General features: G+C 72.6%; 16 protein-coding genes. 11 read left to right on the plus strand and 5 right to left on the minus strand.

The window, feature by feature from the left end; translation table 11 throughout:
* Nucleotides 1-30 precede the first annotated feature (30 nt).
* The 8 genes from OG505_RS10740 to OG505_RS10775 all read left to right on the plus strand — a co-directional run bounded on the left by OG505_RS10740 (nucleotide 31) and on the right by OG505_RS10775 (nucleotide 8,366).
* On the plus strand, nucleotides 31-2,409 hold the full coding sequence (locus tag OG505_RS10740; RefSeq protein ID WP_405432909.1) for a nitrate- and nitrite sensing domain-containing protein: 2,379 nt from the start codon (nucleotides 31-33) through the stop codon (nucleotides 2,407-2,409).
* 16 nt (nucleotides 2,410-2,425) lie between these two features.
* Nucleotides 2,426-2,830, plus strand: a complete 405-nt coding sequence (locus OG505_RS10745; protein WP_007460021.1) for a roadblock/LC7 domain-containing protein — start codon at nucleotides 2,426-2,428, stop codon at nucleotides 2,828-2,830.
* A gap of 38 nt (nucleotides 2,831-2,868) precedes the next feature.
* Nucleotides 2,869-4,062: an ABC transporter substrate-binding protein gene (locus OG505_RS10750; RefSeq protein WP_405432911.1), complete on the plus strand. Its 1,194-nt coding sequence runs from the start codon at nucleotides 2,869-2,871 to the stop codon at nucleotides 4,060-4,062.
* On the plus strand, nucleotides 4,059-4,955 hold the full coding sequence (locus OG505_RS10755) for a branched-chain amino acid ABC transporter permease (protein WP_405432913.1): 897 nt from the start codon (nucleotides 4,059-4,061) through the stop codon (nucleotides 4,953-4,955). Before OG505_RS10750 ends, OG505_RS10755 begins: the two co-directional genes overlap by 4 nt.
* Nucleotides 4,952-5,980 carry a branched-chain amino acid ABC transporter permease gene (locus tag OG505_RS10760; RefSeq protein WP_405432914.1) on the plus strand — a complete coding sequence of 343 codons (1,029 nt, stop codon included), beginning with the start codon at nucleotides 4,952-4,954 and terminating at the stop codon, nucleotides 5,978-5,980. Before OG505_RS10755 ends, OG505_RS10760 begins: the two co-directional genes overlap by 4 nt.
* Nucleotides 5,977-6,720, plus strand: a complete 744-nt coding sequence (locus tag OG505_RS10765; RefSeq protein WP_405432915.1) for an ABC transporter ATP-binding protein — start codon at nucleotides 5,977-5,979, stop codon at nucleotides 6,718-6,720. Before OG505_RS10760 ends, OG505_RS10765 begins: the two co-directional genes overlap by 4 nt.
* Nucleotides 6,720-7,490: an ABC transporter ATP-binding protein gene (locus OG505_RS10770; protein ID WP_405432917.1), complete on the plus strand. Its 771-nt coding sequence runs from the start codon at nucleotides 6,720-6,722 to the stop codon at nucleotides 7,488-7,490. The genes OG505_RS10765 and OG505_RS10770 overlap by 1 nt, the downstream gene beginning before the upstream one ends.
* A 72-nt stretch (nucleotides 7,491-7,562) precedes the next feature.
* Nucleotides 7,563-8,366 (plus strand): class I SAM-dependent methyltransferase, encoded by an 804-nt coding sequence (locus OG505_RS10775; protein WP_405432919.1) that lies wholly within the window; start codon nucleotides 7,563-7,565, stop codon nucleotides 8,364-8,366.
* Nucleotides 8,367-8,475: 109 nt separating this feature from the next.
* Here the strand turns inward: OG505_RS10775 and OG505_RS10780 are convergent, their stop codons facing one another.
* Genes OG505_RS10780 through OG505_RS10795 form a run of 4 tightly spaced genes read right to left on the minus strand, consistent with a single transcriptional unit; the run spans nucleotide 8,476 to nucleotide 9,895 of the window.
* Nucleotides 8,476-9,174: an LPXTG cell wall anchor domain-containing protein gene (locus tag OG505_RS10780; RefSeq protein WP_405432920.1), complete on the minus strand. Its 699-nt coding sequence runs from the start codon at nucleotides 9,172-9,174 to the stop codon at nucleotides 8,476-8,478.
* Nucleotides 9,171-9,392 (minus strand): hypothetical protein, encoded by a 222-nt coding sequence (locus tag OG505_RS10785; RefSeq protein WP_405432921.1) that lies wholly within the window; start codon nucleotides 9,390-9,392, stop codon nucleotides 9,171-9,173. Before OG505_RS10785 ends, OG505_RS10780 begins: the two co-directional genes overlap by 4 nt.
* Nucleotides 9,359-9,694: a hypothetical protein gene (locus OG505_RS10790; RefSeq protein ID WP_405432922.1), complete on the minus strand. Its 336-nt coding sequence runs from the start codon at nucleotides 9,692-9,694 to the stop codon at nucleotides 9,359-9,361. The genes OG505_RS10785 and OG505_RS10790 overlap by 34 nt, the downstream gene beginning before the upstream one ends.
* Nucleotides 9,695-9,700: 6 nt before the next feature.
* Nucleotides 9,701-9,895, minus strand: coding sequence for a hypothetical protein (locus OG505_RS10795; protein ID WP_405432924.1), 195 nt, complete (start codon nucleotides 9,893-9,895; stop codon nucleotides 9,701-9,703).
* A 409-nt stretch (nucleotides 9,896-10,304) separates the two neighbouring features.
* Between OG505_RS10795 and OG505_RS10800 the strand changes: the two genes are divergently transcribed.
* Together OG505_RS10800 and OG505_RS10805 are read left to right on the plus strand one after the other, a co-directional pair.
* Nucleotides 10,305-15,824 (plus strand): carboxyl transferase domain-containing protein, encoded by a 5,520-nt coding sequence (locus tag OG505_RS10800; RefSeq protein WP_405432926.1) that lies wholly within the window; start codon nucleotides 10,305-10,307, stop codon nucleotides 15,822-15,824.
* A gap of 320 nt (nucleotides 15,825-16,144) precedes the next feature.
* Nucleotides 16,145-17,338, plus strand: coding sequence for an endo-1,4-beta-xylanase (locus OG505_RS10805; protein ID WP_405432928.1), 1,194 nt, complete (start codon nucleotides 16,145-16,147; stop codon nucleotides 17,336-17,338).
* Nucleotides 17,339-17,383: 45 nt separating this feature from the next.
* On the opposite strand, the gene OG505_RS10810 is transcribed toward OG505_RS10805, so the two are convergent.
* Complete coding sequence (locus OG505_RS10810; RefSeq protein ID WP_405432929.1) at nucleotides 17,384-17,626, minus strand: NIPSNAP family protein; 243 nt, start codon at nucleotides 17,624-17,626, stop codon at nucleotides 17,384-17,386.
* 128 nt (nucleotides 17,627-17,754) lie between these two features.
* Between OG505_RS10810 and OG505_RS10815 the strand changes: the two genes are divergently transcribed.
* Complete coding sequence (locus OG505_RS10815; RefSeq protein ID WP_405432931.1) at nucleotides 17,755-18,147, plus strand: hypothetical protein; 393 nt, start codon at nucleotides 17,755-17,757, stop codon at nucleotides 18,145-18,147.
* Nucleotide 18,148: the final 1 nt, after the last annotated feature.

Genomic DNA, 18,148 nt, shown 5'->3' on the forward strand with positions numbered 1-18,148 from the left:
AGTCGGCGCGCCTGGAAGATCGCCGGCCGGATGCGCCTCATCGTGGCGGCGCCACTGGTGGCCGTGATCGGGTTCGCCGGCCTCGCGCTGACCGAGAGCGCACGCCAGACGACCCGCGCCAGCGACCTCGAGGTCGTGGCACGCCTCGGCGCCGAGGCCGGCGACCTGGCGTACCGGCTGCAACGCGAACGGGTCGTCGCCGCCGACCTGCTCACCCACCCCGACGCAGAGCAGCAGGACGCCTTCGGTGTGGAGCTGGCCGCCACCGACGCCGCCGTCGAGCGGTACCGCCGACAACGCGACAAGGTGCCCACCGACGCCAACGCGGCGCTCCTGCGCCGCATCGACACGGCGTTGGACGGCCTGTCGCCGCTGCGCACCCAGGTCCGCACGGCCGAGCACGCCTCGGTGTCCGCGATGACCTTCAGCTACCGCATCGCGATCGCCGACCTGATCACCTTCCGGGAGAACGTGTCGCACGGCGTCGTCAACGCCCGGCTCGCCGACGGGATCCGGGCCTCGGCCGCCCTGTCGAAGACCGCCGAGGCGATCGGCCAACAGCAGGTCGCCGTGCTCCGCGCCGTCGCGGCCGGCGAGCTGACCCCCGCCACCCAGCAGGACATCACCGCCGCCCGCACCAGCTACACCGAGTCCAGCCTGTCGTTCCTGGCCCTCGCCCCGACCGAGTGGAGCATCTGGTGGGAGCAGGCCGGCACCGGCAAGGAGGCGCTCGCCCTGCAACGGATGCAGGACGAGGTGTCCCGCGCCCAGCCGGGCACGCCACTGCGCCTGGAGACCGCCGACTGGGTGGCCACGACACAGCAGCGCGCCGCCCGCCTCGCCGACCTGCGGGGGCGCGTCGACGTCGCGGTGCTCGACGACGTCCGGGCCGCCCACGCCGACCAGCGTCGCAGGGCCGTGGCCGAGGCGGTCGGCGTGCTGCTGGCGCTGCTGCTGACCGCGCTGGTGACCTGGGCCGTCGCCCGGCAGATCACCCGCCGGCTGCGACGGCTGCGCGACGCGGCCAACGCCGTCGCGTTCGAACAGCTCCCCGCCGTGGTGGCCCGGTTGCAACGCCCCGACAGCGCGAGCGTCGACCCCGACGAGCTGGCCCGTCAACAGTCCACCGCGGCCCTCGAACCCTCCAGCGACGACGAGATCGGCGAGCTGGGTCAGGCGTTCAGCGCCGTGCACCAGGCCGCCGTGCGGACCGCCGCCGAACAGGCCGTGATGCGCGCCAACACCGCCGACATCTTCATCCACCTGAGCCGGCGCGAACAGCGGCTGGTCGACGCCGTCCTGGCACAGGTCGACCGGGTCGAACGGGACGAGACCGACCCCGACCGCCTGGACCAGCTCTACACCCTGGACAACCTGGCGACCCGGATGGGCCGCATCAACGCCAGCCTGCTCGTGCTCGGCGGCGTCGGCGTGGGCCGGGTACGCCAACACGACGTCCCGCTGCAACAGGTGCTCCAGGCGGCACTGTCCCAGATCGAGCACTACGCGCGCATCCGGCTCGGCATGGTCGACGGCGACATCGCCGTGGCCGCCAAGTCCGTCGACGAGGTCGTGCACCTGCTCGCCGAACTCATGGACAACGCGACCGCGTACTCGCCGCCGGGCAGCGAGACCTGGGTGAGCGGCCGCAGCCTCGGCGACCGGGTCATCATCCAGATCAGCGACGAGGGCGTGGGCCTGCCCCCACAACGGTTGCAGCAGCTCAACGAGCTGCTGGCCCGGCCGCCCGCCATCGACGTCGCCGCCGTGCGGGCCATGGGGCTGGTCGTCGTGGGCCAACTCGCCGCCCGCCTGGGAGCCAGCGTCCAACTGCGTCGCGGCCCCCGCCGCGGCACCCTCGCCGAGGCGACGCTGCCCGCGGCGATGATCCGGTCGTTGCCGCCGGAGGAGTACCTGCTCGCGCCCGGCCGGCTGTCGCGGCGGGCCGCCCGCACGTCCGCACCCCCGCCGTACCGGCCACGGCAGGAGCCGACCGCCGGGCACGCTCCCGCGGCGCGGACCCTGCCGGCGGCGCCCGTGTTCCACCCGACGCCCAGCGTGGACCCCGGCGACGCGCCGACCGAGGAGCTGCTCATCTTCGAAGAGGTCAACCACTGGTTCCACGCCGATGTCGTCGACTCCTCCAACGGCCGGCAGTGGTCCAGCCCCGCCGACGACGCCTGGCGTACCGCCGCGCAGGCGCACACGCCCGACGTGGCCGCGACCACCAACTCCGGCCTGCCCAAACGGCAGCCGCAACGACACCTCGTGCCCGGCGGCGTCACCGTGGCGCAGCAACAGCAACGCTCCGAATACCGGGATCCGGCCCAGGTCGCCAGCGCGATGGCCGCGTACGCGCGCGGAGTGGCGGCCCGCCGGCGCACCCCGATCAACCTCGGCAACTCATGACCGACAGGGAGAGCACGTGACCGACCACCAGGACCTCGGCTGGCTGCTGGACAGCTTCGCCGAGCGCGCGACCGAGGTCAGCCATGCGATCGCCATCTCCAGTGACGGCCTGATGGTGGCCGCCACCCGCGACCTGCCGCCGGACCGGGCCGACCAGCTCGCCGCGACGGGCAGCGGCCTGGTCAGTCTGCTGCGCGGCGCGGCGGCCTTCTTCGACGCGGGGGCGGTGATCTCCAACGTCACCCAGCTCGAAGGCGGATTCATGTTCTCGATGGCCTTCAACGACGGGGCGTCGCTGCTGGTGCTCGCCGCGCCCGAGTGCGACGTGGGCAAGGTCTCCTACGAGATGACGGAGCTGGCCAACCGGATCGGCGACGCGCTGACCCCCGCGGCCCGTGCGGCGCTCGCCCGCAGCCGCTGACCCCACCGACAGACCCCTCCCCTTTCCCTGGAGACGACATGTCCCTCACCACCCCTGCGCGCAGCCGTGCCCTCGCCGCCGCGCTGCTCGCGCTCGTGCTGACCGCCAGCACAGCCTGCGCCGACGACGAGCCCGGCACGACCGGCGGCGGATCCATCAAGATCGGCCTGCTCGCCTCACTGTCCGGCACGTACCAGTCCGTCGGCAAGGAGATCCGCGACGGCTTCGAGCTGTACCTGGACACGCACGACGGCAAGCTCGGCGGCCGGCAGGTCGACCTCGTCGTCGCCGACGAGGGCAACGGCGCCGCGACCGCCGTGCCCGCGGCGACCAAGCTGCTCAAGCAGGACCGCGTGGCCGCGCTCACCGGCATCGTCGGCGGCGGTTCGGTGGCCGGCGTCTACCCGCTGCTGCAGGAGACCAAGGTCCCGCTCGTCGGCTCCAACGGTCGACCGGAGATCAAGGACGTTTCCCGGGTCTGGCACACCTCGTACCTCTCCGACGAGCCGGGCGCCGCGATCGCCCAGCACGTCCGGGACAACGTCAAGGGCTCGGTGTACGCCATCGGCCCCGACTACCAGGGCGGCTGGGACGAGCTGCGCGGCTTCACCGAGGCGTTCGCCAAGGCCGGCGGAACACTCGCCAACCCCGACGGCAAGGCCACCTTCACCCCGTTCCCGGCCACCACCAACTTCACGCCGTACTTCGCCCGGATCAAGGCGTCCGGCGCGCAGGCGGTCTACACCTTCTACGCCGGCAGCGCCGCCGTCGACTTCGTCAAGCAGTACGCGCAGTCCGAGATCAAGGACGTTCCGCTGTACGCGGCGGGTTTCCTCACCGAGGGCGGCGTGCTCAACGCGCAGGGCGAGGCGGCCCGGGACATCTTCTCAGTGCTCAACTACTCCCCCGACCTCGACAACGCCGAAAACCGGGGCTTCGTCGCGGCGTGGAAGGCCAAGCACGACGGGTCGCCGACGACGTACGCCCTGGCCTCGTACGACGCGGCGGCGGTGCTCGACCGGGCCATCGGGGCCGCCGGCAACGACCCGACACCGGAGGCGATCAACGCGCAGATCGGCAAACTGGGGCAGATCGCCAGCCCGCGCGGCGCGTGGCAGTTCTCCACGGTCACGCACTCGCCGGTACAGAAGTGGTACCTGCGTCAGGTCCGCCAGGACGGCCGGGCGCTGTCCAACACCGTCGTGGGTGACCTCGCGACCATCGGCCGGTGATCACGGTGGCGGCCGGCCCGAACCGGATCGACCCGTACGTCATCCCGGCGCTGGACGGTGTCGCCTACGGGCTGCTCGTCTTCGTGGCCGCGGCGGGCCTGGTCTTCTGTTTCGGCGTCGCCAACATCCTCAACCTGGCGCACGGCATGCTGTACGCGATCGGCGGCTACACCGCCGCGGCGCTGCTCGACGGCGGCTGGGCGAGTCTGGCCCTGGCGCTGGGTGTCGGCGTGCTGGCCGCCGCCGCGGCGGGTGTGCTGCTCGCCGGCCTGCTCACACCGGTCGCCACCGGCAACCATCTCACCCAGGCGCTGCTGACCTTCGGGGTGGCGCTGGCCGGCGGCAGCCTGCTCATCGCCGGCTTCGGGCCCGACGATCCACAGGTCCGGGTGCCCGCCGCCCTCGACGGGTCGGTGGCGGTCGCCGGGCACCGCTACGCCGCGTACCGGCTGGTGTTCATCGTGGTGGCCGCCGCGCTCGCCGCCGGGCTCTACCTGACGGTGCGGCGGACCCGGGCCGGGATGCTGGTCCGCGCCGCCGTGGACGACCCGGAGATGGTCGCCTGCCTGGGCGTGAGCCCGGCGCGAATCCGGGTCGGTGTGCTCGCCGCCGGTGGCGCGCTGGCCGGCGCCGCCGGAGTCCTGGGCGCCCCGATCATCGGCCCCGGGGCGGACACCGCCGACACGGTGCTGCTGCTCTCGCTGGTGGTCGTCGTCCTCGGCGGCCTCGGATCCATGGGAGGCACCCTGCTCGCGGCGCTGGCGATCGGGGAGATCCAGACCCTGGGCGTGGCGCTGCTGCCGTCGGCCGCCCCGTTCCTGCTGTTCGCCGCCATGGCCACCGTGCTCGCCGTGCGGGCGCGGGGCCTGGCCCTGCGGTGGGCGGCGACGTGAGGGACGAGCTGATCCGCCGGGTACGCGTCGCCGTCGCGACGGTCGTCCTGGCCGGCCTGGTCGTGGCGCCGTGGGTGGTGGACGACTACACCGCGGCGATCCTGGCCCGAACGCTGGCGCTGGGCCTGGTCGGGGTGAGCGTGGCGCTGCTCACCGGTGTCGCCGGTATGCCCACCCTGGGCCAGACCGCGCCGTACGCCGCCGGCGCGTACGCCAGCGCCGTGCTCGGCAGTCAGTTCTCCGATGTCGGCGTCGTGCAGGTCGCCGTGGCGGCGCTGGCCGGGGCGACGCTCGCCGCCGTGACCGTGGCGCTGGTCGTCCCGGCCCGGGGCGTCATCGTCCTGATGATCACCCTGGCGATCGGTGAACTCGTCGTGGCCGTCCTCGGGCGCTGGCGGTCGGTGACCGGTGGCACGGACGGCCTGGCCGGCATCAACCCGGTCCGTCCACTGTGGGGGCTGCCGGTCCTGGCCACCGACCAGGCCCGGTACCTGTACACGCTGGTCGTCGTGGCGACACTCGTCGGCGCGGTGCTCCTGCTGCTGCGGACCCGGGTCGGGCCGCTGCTGCGCGCCGGCCGGGACGACGAGCTGCGGCTGCGGGCCAGCGGGCACCGGGTGGGGCTGTACCTGTCCGGCGCGCACGTCGCCGCCGGGGCGATCGCCGGCGCCGCCGGCTCCCTGCTCGTCGTCGCCCAGCAGTACATCTCCCCCGCCGACTTCGGCTTCGACACCTCCGCGCTGCTGCTGCTCGGGGTCGTCATCGGCGGCACCGCGTCGGTCGGCGGCGCGCTGGTGGGCGCGGTCCTCGTCATCGCCGTACGCGACTGGTTGTTCGGGGTGCTGCCCGGTCACGCGCCGCTGGTGCTGGGCGTCCTGTTCGTGGCCACGGTCTACCTGCTGCCCACCGGCGTCACGCGGGCCCGCCGCCCGCGCGGCGGTTCGCGGCCACCGGTCCCCGCGCCGCGCCGGCCGGATACGGCACCCAGCCGCGACCTCGGCCCGACGCCGGAGCTGCGAGTATGACCTGCCTGCTGAGCGCCGAGAAGGTCACCGTGCGGTACGGCTCGCTCGCCGCGCTCACCGACGTCGACCTGTGCGTGCAGGACGGTCAGCGGCACGCCCTGATCGGGCCCAACGGGGCCGGCAAGACGACCCTGCTCAACGTACTCGGCGCGACGACACGGCCGCAGCGCGGCACGGTACGCTTCGCCGGCCGCGACGTCAGCCGGCTCGGCCCGGCGGCACGGGCCCGCCGCGGCATCAACCGGACCCACCAACGGCCCGCGGTCTTCGCGACCCTCACCACGATCGAGAACATCGAGGTCGCCGCCCTGCCGCGAACCATCCGACGCCGCAGGTGGTGGCCCGGTGGGACTCGGGACGCGGCCCGCCGGCTCGCCGCCGGCCTGCTCGACCAGCTGGGCCTGTCCGATCTCGCGACGGTGCCCGCCGGTCACCTCGCGCACGGCCAGCGCCGGCAGGTGGAGATCGCGATGGCCCTCGCCGGCCGTCCCCGCCTGCTGCTGCTCGACGAGCCGGCGGCCGGGCTGTCGACCACCGAGGTCGGCCGGCTGGCCGAGCTGCTGGCGGCGCTGCCCCGGCAGGTCGCCGTGCTGCTCGTCGAGCACCATCTGGACCTGGTGTACGCCCTCTGCGACACCGTCACCGTGCTGCGCGACGGCCGGACACTGGCCGCCGGCACACCGGACGAGATCCGTACCTCGCCGCTCGTGCGGCAGGCCTACGCCGACGGGGTGTCCTGATGCTGTACGTGGAGCGGCTCTGCGCCGGCTACGCCGGGGGGATCGTGCTGCACGAGGTGGACCTCCGGGTGCACCCGGGCAGCATCCAGGCCGTGGTGGGCCGCAACGGGGCGGGCAAGAGCACCCTCGTGCACACCATCGCCGGGTTGGTGCGCGCCTCCAGCGGACGCATCGAGATCGGCGGCGTCCACGTGGCCGGGCGGCAACCCCACCGGGTCGCCCAGTCCGGCGTCGGCCTCGTGCCGCAGGGTCGACGGGTGTTCTCCCGGTTGACGGTGGCCGAGCACCTCGCCCTGGCGGCGTCGCCGTGGCGGGCCGCGACACCGGGCGGCGAGGGCTGGACGGTGCCCCGGATCCTCGAACTGCTGCCCCGCCTGGCGGTACGGCTGCGCCACCGCGGCTGCGAGCTCTCCGGCGGCGAGCAGCAGATGCTGGCCATCGCCCGCGCGCTGCTCGGTCAACCACGGGTGCTGCTGCTCGACGAGCCCTGTGAGGGGCTCTCCCCCGACCTGGCCGCGCGGGTTCGCGACCTCATCGGCCATCTGGCCGCCGGCGGGTTGACCGTGCTGCTCGTCGAACAGCAGCTCCGCCACGCGATCGAGATCGCCGACCGGGTCGCGGTGCTGGAGTACGGCCGGGTCATCTACGACCGGCCGACCGCCGAGGCGCGCAGCGACCCGGGCCCTCCGGAGGCGATCGTGAGCATCGCCCCCACCCCGCCGCCCCCGGTGACCCGATCGCCCCCTCGACTCTGGGCCGACACCCCGTAGATCACCCGATCCGTCGGCCCACGGGCCGACACCCCGGTAGTCACCCGACCCCTCTCGGAGAGGCAGACGACGATGGCGACCCCCACCAGCGATGGCGCGTACACCTTCGACAACGGCGCACCGGACGCGGTCCCGCAGATGCGGGCGCTGGAGTCCTTCCTGGACCCGATCACGATGCGCCGCCTGGCCCGCCCGGTGCTGCGCCTCGGCTCGACCTGCTGGGAGGTCGGGGCCGGTGGCGGCTCGATGGCCCGGCGGATCGCCCGCGCGGTCGGCACGGACGGCCACGTGCTGGCCACCGACATCGACCCCACGCACCTCGTGGCGGAGGGCAACCTGAGCGTACGCCGGCACGACGTGCGCGCGGACCTCCCGCCCGGGGACACGTTCGACCTGGTCCACGCCCGTCTCGTGCTGCTGCACCTGCCCGAGCGCCGACGGGTTCTGCGTACCCTCGCGGGCGCGCTGGCCCCCGACGGCTGGCTGCTCGTCGAGGAGTTCGACTGCACGACGCCGGTGCGAGTACTGAACGCGCCGAGCGACGACGCGGCGAAGCTGTTCGCGCAGGTGATGGACACCATGATGGGTGTGTTGCAGGACCACGGCGCCGACCTGGGGTGGGCGCAGGACGTGCACACCGAGATGGTCCTCGCGGGCCTCGTCGACGTGGACACCATCACCCACTCGCAGAGCTGGGCGGGTGGGTCGACCGGCACCTCGCTCTACGAGACGAACTCCCGCCAGTTGGAGCCGGACCTGCTGGCGGCGGGGCTGTCGCCCCAGCAGCTCAACGCCTTCCGTCGACTGACGCGCGACCCCGCGTTCGCCGTCATGTCGTACCACTTCGTCTCGACGCGCGGCCGTCTCGCCGGTTAGACCACCGATGCGGCCCTACCGCGCGTGGCGGGCCGCACACCCCCTCAAGCGTCCTAGGAAAGGTGTGTGGCGCGGCCGGTGCCCGAGCGGGACGCCGGCCGCGCCGATCTCAGGCGTCGAAGCGGGTACGGCGGCGGGCCAGCAGGTAGCCGCCCATCCCGATGACGACCAGGAGAGCGCCGAGGCCGGCGATGAGGCCGGTGGAGGCACCGGTGATCGGCAGCGAACCGCCGTCTCCACCACCATTGCCGCCGTTGCCGTTGCCGTTGCCACCGCCGTTGCCGGGGTTGATCACGATCTTGGCGGTGTCGTTGGCGGGGTTCAGGTCCGCGATCGGGCCCGACCCGGAGCGGGTCTGCAGCGCGACGCCGCCGGTCTGGCTGCCGGCCCGGTCGATCCGTAGGCCGAATTCGAAGCCCATCCGCTCGCCCCGTGCGACGCCACCGAGGGCGGAGCACTCGTAGAGCCGCGCGCCGGGCTTGCCCGGGTGCCACTGCTCGTCCGTCGGGTCGACACAGGACTTCGGCACGCTGACCGCGGTGACTCCGGCGGGCAGGGTCACCCTGGTCACGACCACGAGCCCCTGCTGGCCAGGGTCCCCGGCGCGGGCCGGGCCGTTGTTGGTGTAGCCGACCGTCGTGTTCACGATCGCGCCCACGGCACCGGTGACGGTGGCGCCCACGGCGGCGACGTCGGCGCGCTGGTCGCCGGCCACGGTCAGCGTGATCGTGGTGTCGTTGTTGACAAAGCGCGTGTCGGTCTGCCCGAGCGCGCGGGCCTGCCGGTCGGTGGCCGGCACCAGGGTCAACGCCGGGTCGTGCAGGCGAAGGCGCTGTTGTCCAGGTCGAGGTCGGTGTACTCGCAGTTCTCGTAGCGCTTGCCCGGCGTCAGACCGTTGAAGCCGTACAGGTACAGCACCAGGCCGCGCGCCGTCGTCTCGCCCCGGTTCGTCAGCGCGAGCGGAACGCCGACGGTGGACCCCAGCGTGCCGTTCAGCTCCAGGTCGGACGCGGTGGCCAGGTCCACCCCTCGCCGATGCTGACGGTCGAGCGGTAGGTCGCGGTGCCCACACCGGGGGCGGTGACCGTCAACGCGAGCTCGCCGCGTTGGCCCACCGCAGCGTCGGCGCGCGCGGTCACGCCCAGTGTGAGCAGGTCCTGATCCGGCTCGTTGGCGCCGTCCACGGTGCAGGTGATGACGGAGCCCTGTGTCGTGCAGGTGCTGCGACCCTCACCCTCGCGGACGTCGGCGAACGCGGTGACGCCGCTACGGTCCACCCGCACCGTGTAGGTGCCGAGGGACTGCGGGGCCAGCGAGTGCAGCGCCACCCACTTCTACGGGCCGCCGGGGGCGACGATCGCGTTGTTGGCGTACAGGCCGAGAGCCGCGACGGGCTGGGCGGCCGGGGCGGGTTGGGCGGCCGGAGCGCCGAGGGCCGGGACGGCTTGGGCGGCGGCGGACGCGGTGGCGAGCAGGCCGACCACGGCCATCCCGGCCAACCAGCGCCGTGCGGGAGTTGGATGCGGCACAGGTTCCTCCGAAAGGACGACGGCTGACCAGCGTCGCGCCGGCGTCGGGCGGTGGGCCGGTGCCTGGCGGGTACGCGACAGGCGGAGCGTAGTCAGAGTTGCACATATATCGCTGCGGCGGGACCCGCCCCGCGCACCACCGAAGCGCGGTCGCGTCGATCCTCGCCGACCGGGAAAACAGCGCCATAGACCGCGAAAAGGACGTCTGGGTATCCACGACGAGGATCGGGCGAAGATCCGGCACTGTCGTCTCGACAGCCAAAAAGTTTTGTTGGGTTCCTACAACAGAGCGACGGTTGGTTCGGCGGTTGCGCCATGGCGCTGTCCGTCCGAAGCCGGAAAAGTGACCACTGCCGGGAGCCGTCGACTTCCGGCACGCACATCATGGTCTACCAAAGGGGTCAGTCGGGTGTTCAACCGTGTCGCCATCGTCAACCGTGGTGAAGCCGCCATGCGGCTCATCCACGCGGTCCGAGAGCTGGCCGCGGAGACGGGCAGCCGGATCGAGACGGTCGCCCTCCACACCGACGTCGACCGCACGGCCACCTTCGTGCGCGAGGCGGACATCGCGTACGACCTCGGTCCGGCGTCCGCGCGCCCGTACCTGAACCTGGCGACGCTGGAGCGCGCCCTGACCGAGACCGGCGCCGACGCCGCGTGGGTCGGTTGGGGCTTCGTGGCCGAGGATCCGGCGTTCGCCGAGCTGTGCGAGAAGATCGGGGTCACGTTCGTCGGGCCGAGCCCGGAGGCCATGCGCCAGCTCGGCGACAAGATCGGCGCGAAGCTGATCGCCGAGGAGGTCGGCGTGCCGGTCGCGCCGTGGAGCCGCGGCGCCGTCGAGACCCTGGCCGCCGCCCGGGCGGCGGCGGCCGAGATCGGCTACCCGCTCATGCTGAAGGCGACGGCCGGCGGCGGCGGACGCGGCATCCGCGTGATCACGAACGAGACCGAACTCGCCGACGCGTACGAGCGCACCAGCCAGGAGGCGGCGCGGGCGTTCGGCAGCGGCATCGTGTTCCTGGAGCGCCTGGTCACCGGCGCCCGGCACGTCGAGGTCCAGGTGATCGCCGACGGCCAGGGCACCGCGTGGGCGCTCGGCGTGCGCGACTGCTCGGTGCAGCGGCGCAACCAGAAGGTCATCGAGGAGTCGGCCTCGCCGGTGCTCGACGCGTCCCAGGCGGCCGAGCTGAAGACCTCGGCGGAGCGGCTCGCCGTGGCGGTCGGCTACCGGGGCGCGGCGACCGTCGAGTTCCTCTACCACCCCGGCGACCGGCTGTTCGCGTTCCTGGAAGTCAACACCCGCCTGCAGGTCGAGCACCCGATCACCGAGCTGACCACCGGATTCGACCTGGTCAAGGCGCAGCTGCACGTCGCGTCCGGCGGCCGGCTCGTCGGCGAGCCGCCGGCCGAGCGGGGGCACGCCATCGAGGCCCGGCTCAACGCCGAGGACCCCGACCGGGACTTCGCCCCGTCACCGGGGCGCATCGCGCGGCTGGACCTGCCCGCCGGCCCGGGCATCCGGGTGGACACCGGCGTGAGCGAGGGTGACACCATTCCGGCCGACTTCGACTCGATGATCGCGAAGATCATCGCGTACGGGCGCGACCGCGACGAGGCGCTCGGCAAGCTGCGCCGGGCGATGGCCAACACCACGGTGATCATCGAGGGCGGCGCGACGAACAAGAGCTTCGTGCTCGATCTGCTCGACCAGCCCGAGATCATCGACGCCAGCGCCGACACCGGCTGGATCGACCGGGTCCGGGGCGAAGGCCGGCTCGTGACGCACCGGCACTCCGCGGTCGCCCTGGCCGCCGCCGCCATCGAGTCGTACGAGGAGGAGGAGCGCGCCGAGCGACAGCGGCTGCTGTCGACCGCCGCCGGTGGCCGCCCGCAGGTGCAGCACGCCAGCGGCCGGCCGCTGGACCTCAAGCTGCGTGGGGTCACCTACCGGATGCGGGTGGCGCGGATCGGCGCGCACCGGTTCCGCGTCGGCATCGAGGCGGGCGGCGCCGTACGCACCGCCGACGTCGAGCTGGACCGCTTCGACCGGCACACCGGCCAGATCGTCGTCAACGGCATTCGGTACCGCCTGCTCACCGGCACGCACGGGCCGACCCACCTGGTCGAGGTCGACGGTGTGACGCACCGGGTCAGCCGCGACGAGGGCGGCGTCCTGCGCTCGCCCATGCCCGCGCTGGTCGTCGCCACTCCGCTGGAGGTCGGCGCCGAGGTCGAGGCGGGCGCTCCGGTGCTGGTGCTGGAGGCCATGAAGATGGAGACGGTGCTGCGCGCGCCGTTCAAGGCCCGGCTCAAGGAGTGCGCCGTCTCGGTGGGCAGCCAGGTGGAGGCCGGCGCACCGCTGCTGCGGCTGGAGCCGCTCGCCGACGACGCAGGCGAGACCGCGGCCGGCCCGAGCGTCGCCAGCGTCGAGCTGGACCTGCCCGCGGCCGACGACGACGCGGGGGCGTACGAGCGCAGCCGGCGCGGTCAGGAGGACCTGCGCGGCCTGCTGCTCGGTTTCGACGTCGACCCGCACGACGACCGCCGGGTGCTCGACGACTACCTCGTGGTGCGGCGGATGGCCGCCGAGGACGGGCACCGACCGCTGGCCGCCGAGGTGGACCTCGTCGACGTGTTCGCCGACCTGGCCGAACTGAGCCGCAACCGGCCAACCGGCGAGGACGGCGGCGCCCACGTCCGCAGCGCCCGGGAGTACTTCCACACCTACCTGCAGAGCCTCGACGTGGAGCGGGCCGGGCTGCCCGACGCCTTCCAGGCGCGGCTCGCCAAGGCGCTGAGCCACTACGGCGTCACCGACCTGGAGCGCTCCCCCGGCCTGGAAGCCGCCGTGTTCCGGATCTTCCTGGCCCAGCAGCGCGCGTCCGCCGACGCCACCGTCGTGGCGTCGCTGCTGCGCGAGTGGTTGCGCGAGACCCCGCCGGACGAGTCGCTGCGCGAGCCGGCCGGTCTGGCGCTGGAGCGGCTGATCGCCGCGACCCAGGTCCGCTTCCCCGCCATCGCCGACCTGGCCCGGGGCGTGGTGTTCGCATGGTTCGCGCAGCCGCTGCTGCGCCGCAACCGGGCCCGCGTCTACGCCCAGATCCGGGCGCACCTGCGACACCTGGACGCGCACCCGGCCGCCGCCGACCGCGCCGAGCGGATCGCCGAGATGGTCCGCAGCACCGAGCCGCTGGTGCGTCTGCTCGGCCAGCGCCTGGTCCGTGACCACCTGGACAACACGGTCATGCTGGAGGTGCTCACCCGCCGCTACTACGGCAACAAGGCCCTCACCCGGGTGCGGACCCGCGAGGTCGCCGACTGCGCCTTCGTGGTCGCCGAACGCGCGGACTCCAGTGTGGTCTCCACGGCGGTGAGCTTCGACGCGCTGGGCGGGGCGCTGCGTGGGCTCGCCAAGCTGGCTGGCGACGAGGACTCCGTCGACGCCGACATCTACCTCGGCTGGGAGAACCAGCCGGAGGACTTCGACGCGATGGCCGCCGCACTGCTCGAGGTGATCACCGCACATCCGCTGCCGGCGCAGGTCCGCAGGCTCACCGCCACCGTCGCGGGTCGCGGCGGGGCGGTCATGCACCACCACTTCACCTTCCGCCCGTCGGACGGCCCAATGGTCGAGGACCGGCTGATCCGCGGTCTGCACCCGTACATCGCGCAGCGGATGCAGCTGGAGCGGCTGCACAAGTTCGACCTGACCCGGCTGCCGTCGTCCGACGAGGAGGTCTACCTCTTCCAGTGCGTGGCCCGGGAGAACCGGGCCGACGAGCGCCTCGTCGCGTTCGCCCAGGTCCGCGACCTGACCGAGCTGCGCGAGCAGGACGGGCGTCTGGTCGCGCTGCCGACCACCGAGGACGCCGTCGCCGCTTGCCTCGACTCGATCCGCCGCGCCCAGTCGCGCCGGCCGTCGAAGACGCGCTTCACCACCAACCGGATCGTCATCTACGTCTGGCCGCCGAGCGAGCTGACCCGCGAGGAGATGAAGATGATCGCCGGGCGCGTGCGCCCGACGACAGTGGGCGCCGGGCTGGAGGAGATCCTGTTCATCGCGCGCCAGCGCGACCGCCGGACCGGCGAGCTGACGAAGATCGCGGTACGGATCTCGTTCGACGCCGCGGGCGGCGCCGAGCTGGCCGTCGGAGAGCCGCCGGTCGAGCCGATCGAGCCGCTCGACGAGTACCGGCTCAAGGTGCTGCGGGCCAGCAGCCGCAACACGGTGTACCCGTACGAGTTGACCAGCCGGCTCGGTGACTTCGTCGAGCACGACCTCGACGACGCGCACGCCGGGCATGATGGACTGTGCTCGTCTCCGCCCAACACCGGCTCCGGCTGCGCTCAGTCGCTGGTGCCGGTGGACCGGCCGAAGGGGCGCAACCGCGCCGCGATCGTCGCCGGTGTCGTCACCACGCCCGCCGCGCTGCATCCGGAGGGTGTCACCCGGGTCGTGCTGCTCGGCGACCCGACGAAGTCGTTGGGCGCCCTGTCCGAGCCGGAGTGCCGGCGGGTGATCGCCGCACTGGACCTGGCGGAGCGGATGCGGGTGCCGCTGGAGTGGTGGGCGCTGTCCGCCGGCGCCCGGATCTCGATGACCTCGGGTACGGAGAACATGGACTGGGTGGCCGCCGCCCTCAAGCGGATCGTCGAGTTCACCCAGGCCGGTGGCGAGATCAACATTGTCGTGGCGGGCATCAACGTCGGCGCGCAGCCGTATTGGAACGCCGAGGCCACGATGCTCATGCACACCAAGGGCGTCCTGGTGATGACGCCGGACTCGGCGATGGTGCTGACCGGCAAGCAGTCGCTCGACTTCTCCGGCGGCGTGTCCGCCGAGGACAACTTCGGCATCGGCGGCTACGACCGGGTGATGGGGCCGAATGGGCAGGCGCAGTACTGGGCGCCGAACCTGACCGCCGCGCGGGACGTGCTGATGGCCCACTACGAGCACACGTACGTCGCTCCCGGCGAGGACGCGCCGCGGCGGGCGGCCACCACCGACCCGGTGGACCGTGACGTCTCGGAGTTCCCGCACGACGTGGTGGGCAGCCCCTTCCGTACGGTGGGTGAGATCTTCTCCGCCGAGGCCAACCCGGACCGCAAGAAGCCGTTCGACATTCGGACGGTGCTGCGGGCCCTCGCCGACCAGGACCACCCGGTGCTGGAGCGGTGGGCGGGCATGGCCGACGCCGACACGGCGGTCGTGCAGGACGCCCACCTCGGCGGCATCCCGGTGTGCCTGCTCGGTATCGAGTCCCGGTCGGTGCCGCGGCGCGGGTTCCCGCCCACCGACGGTCCGGACACCTACACGGCGGGCACGTTGTTCCCCCGCTCGTCGAAGAAGGCCGCGCGGGCCATCAACGCGGCCAGCGGCAACCGGCCCCTGGTCGTGCTGGCGAATCTGTCCGGCTTCGACGGCTCGCCCGAGTCGATGCGCAAGCTGCAACTGGAGTACGGCGCGGAGATCGGTCGGGCGATCGTGAACTTCCAGGGCCCGATCGTCTTCTGCGTGATCTCGCGCTACCACGGCGGCGCGTTCGTGGTGTTCTCGAAGGCGCTGAATCCGAGCATGACGGTGCTGGCGTTGGAGGGGTCGTTCGCCTCGGTGCTCGGCGGCGCTCCCGCCGCGGCGGTGGTGTTCTCCGCCGACGTCAACGCCCGTACGGCCGCCGACGAGCGAGTGCGAGCCCTGGAGGCCCGTGTCGCCGCCGCGGCCGGCACCGAGCGCGCCGCGCTGGCCGCCGAGCTCGACGAGCTGCGCTCGTCGGTGCGGGCGGAGAAGCTCGGCGAGGTGGCCACGGAGTTCGACCGGGTGCACAACATCCAACGCGCCGTCGAGGTGGGCTCGGTGGACGCCGTCATCCGCGCCGCCGAGCTGCGTCCGCGCGTCATCGAGGCCATCGAGGCGCATCTGCGCGGCTGATCCGCTGCCGATCCCGCACCGTGGGGACGGCGCCGACCCATCGCGGTCGGTGCCGTCCCCACTGCCGTTGGCCCGCCGGCCGCACCGCGCACCGTCGAAACTTTCATCCGATGACTGTCCACAGTCGCGCAGCTCACCCGACTTTTTTCCGGAAGTTTTCAGAGTTGACGAGGCCCATAGACGGCCATAATGTTTCGAACGAGTTTCCGGTGCTTCGGAGAGCGCCACCGAGTCCGAGACCGCACCCCGCCCGCTCATCCCCGGGCCGCACCCTCCCTTCAAAGATCGACATATGTCGATCATCGCCGAAAGGAAGGCAGATGAAGCCACGACGGTGGATCAGCGCCGGCGTCGTCGCCGTCGCGACCGCTGCGGCGTTGAACGCGATGCCGGCCACCGCGAGCCGGCCGTACGACCCGACCGCGCAGAGCCTCGCGACCCTCGGTCAGCGCCACGGTCTGAAGATCGGCACCGCGGTGAACGCGACAGCCCTCAACGACGCCAGCGACCCGCAGTACCGCCGGCTGGCCGCGTCCGAGTTCTCCTCCGTCACGGCCGAGAACGCGATGAAGTGGGAGAGCCTGGAGCCCACCCGGGGCACCTACGACTGGACGGACGCCGACCAGCTCGTCGAGTTCGCCAAGCGCAACAGGCAGGCCGTGCGCGGCCACGTGCTGGTCTGGCACAACCAACTGCCCGCCTGGCTGACCAGCGGCGTCGCCGACGGCAGCATCTCCAAGCAGGAGCTGCGCGAACTGCTGCGCAAGCACATCACCACCGTCGTCAACCGCTACCAGGGCAAGATCTGGCAGTGGGACGTCGTCAACGAGGCGGTCAGCGACCCCTGGGACACTCCGTCGACGTTGCACTACAAGGGCTTCTGGGCGCAGAACCTCGGCCCGGACTACATCGCCGACGCGTTCCGCTGGGCCCGCGCCGCCGATCCCAAGGCGCTGCTGTTCTACAACGACTACAACATCGAGGCGTTCGGCTCGGGCAACCCGGCCGACGACAAGACGCAGTTCGTCTACGACATGGCCAAGCGGCTGCGCGCGCAGGGCGTTCCGATCGACGGCGTCGGCTCGCAGGGCCACCTGGGCACCCAGTACGGCAACTTCGACACCCTGCAGGTGACCGCCGCCCTGAAGCGGTTCGCCGCGCTCGGTCTGGCCACCGCGTTCACCGAGGTCGACGTCCGCAGCCAGATGACCGCCGGCGTCCAGGCCGGCAACTCCGAGGAGATCAACCCCCGGTTGCAGGCGTCGGCGGCCAACTTCAGCGTGCTGATGAAGGCGTGCCTCGCGGTGCGCACCTGCCTGTCGTACACCGTCTGGGGTTTCAGCGACAAGTACTCGTGGGTGCCGGACTGGTTCAACGACCCGCCCGAGGGTCTGGCCACCATCTACGACGAGAACTACCAGCCCAAGCGGGCGTACCAGGAGCTGAAGTCGGACCTGATCTTCGCCGGTCCGCCGTACGTCCTGCCGCGCATCGCACCCAGGCCGCACCGCTGAACCGGCACGGGTCGTGCGGGGTCCACCCTCCCCGCACGGCCCGTGTCAGCGCGGCACGGCCAGGTCATCGCCCGGCAGCAGCGGGCGCATGAACGTCCGCTCGTAACGCACCACACAACCCGACTCGTCGCGGATGGCGTCGGCCGCGACGAACTCCGGATCCTGGCCGAACCGTGCGCGGTACCGCTCGTACGCCGCCAGGCTCTCGAAGCTGAACAGCGCCTCGGCCCGGTCGGTGGGCATGGGTGGGGCGACCGACCACCCCGCCCTGCTGGCCACCCTCGTCATCGACGACAGATGCGGCTGACGTGACGTGCTGGGGGCAGATTCCGCAGCGTCCCGGCAGGGTGCGACGCCGCTTCTCGTCGGAGGGTCGTGCCATGCTGCCGCTCATCTCACAGCAGGGAGCACAGGGCATGGTCACGGTGATCGTTCGGGATGAGACAGCGACCGGCAGAGCCATCGAGAGCTGGCCGTTGGCGGGCCTGCCGGAGCGCATCTCGGCGCGGGAGCTGGTCCGGCTGCGGGTGCGCGAGGAGGTGGCGCGGTTCAACGCCCAGCAGCCGCGGCACTTTCGGGGCCTGGTCCAGCCGACCGACACGGAGGCGACGCTGAACGGCTACCGGGTTACCCCGGGCCGGCGACTCGACTGGGTGGCGCAGGCCGATCGCGCCTGCGCCGCGTTCGCCGGTAACGGTTTCCTGCTGTTGGTCGGCGACCGCCAGATCGAGGACCTCGACGAGGAGATCGACCTGCGCACCGACCCGGACGTGGCGTTCGTCCGGCTCGTCGCCCTGGTCGGTGGCTGAC

The organism is Micromonospora sp. NBC_00617 (genome assembly GCF_045161355.1).
GTDB lineage: Bacteria > Actinomycetota > Actinomycetes > Mycobacteriales > Micromonosporaceae > Micromonospora.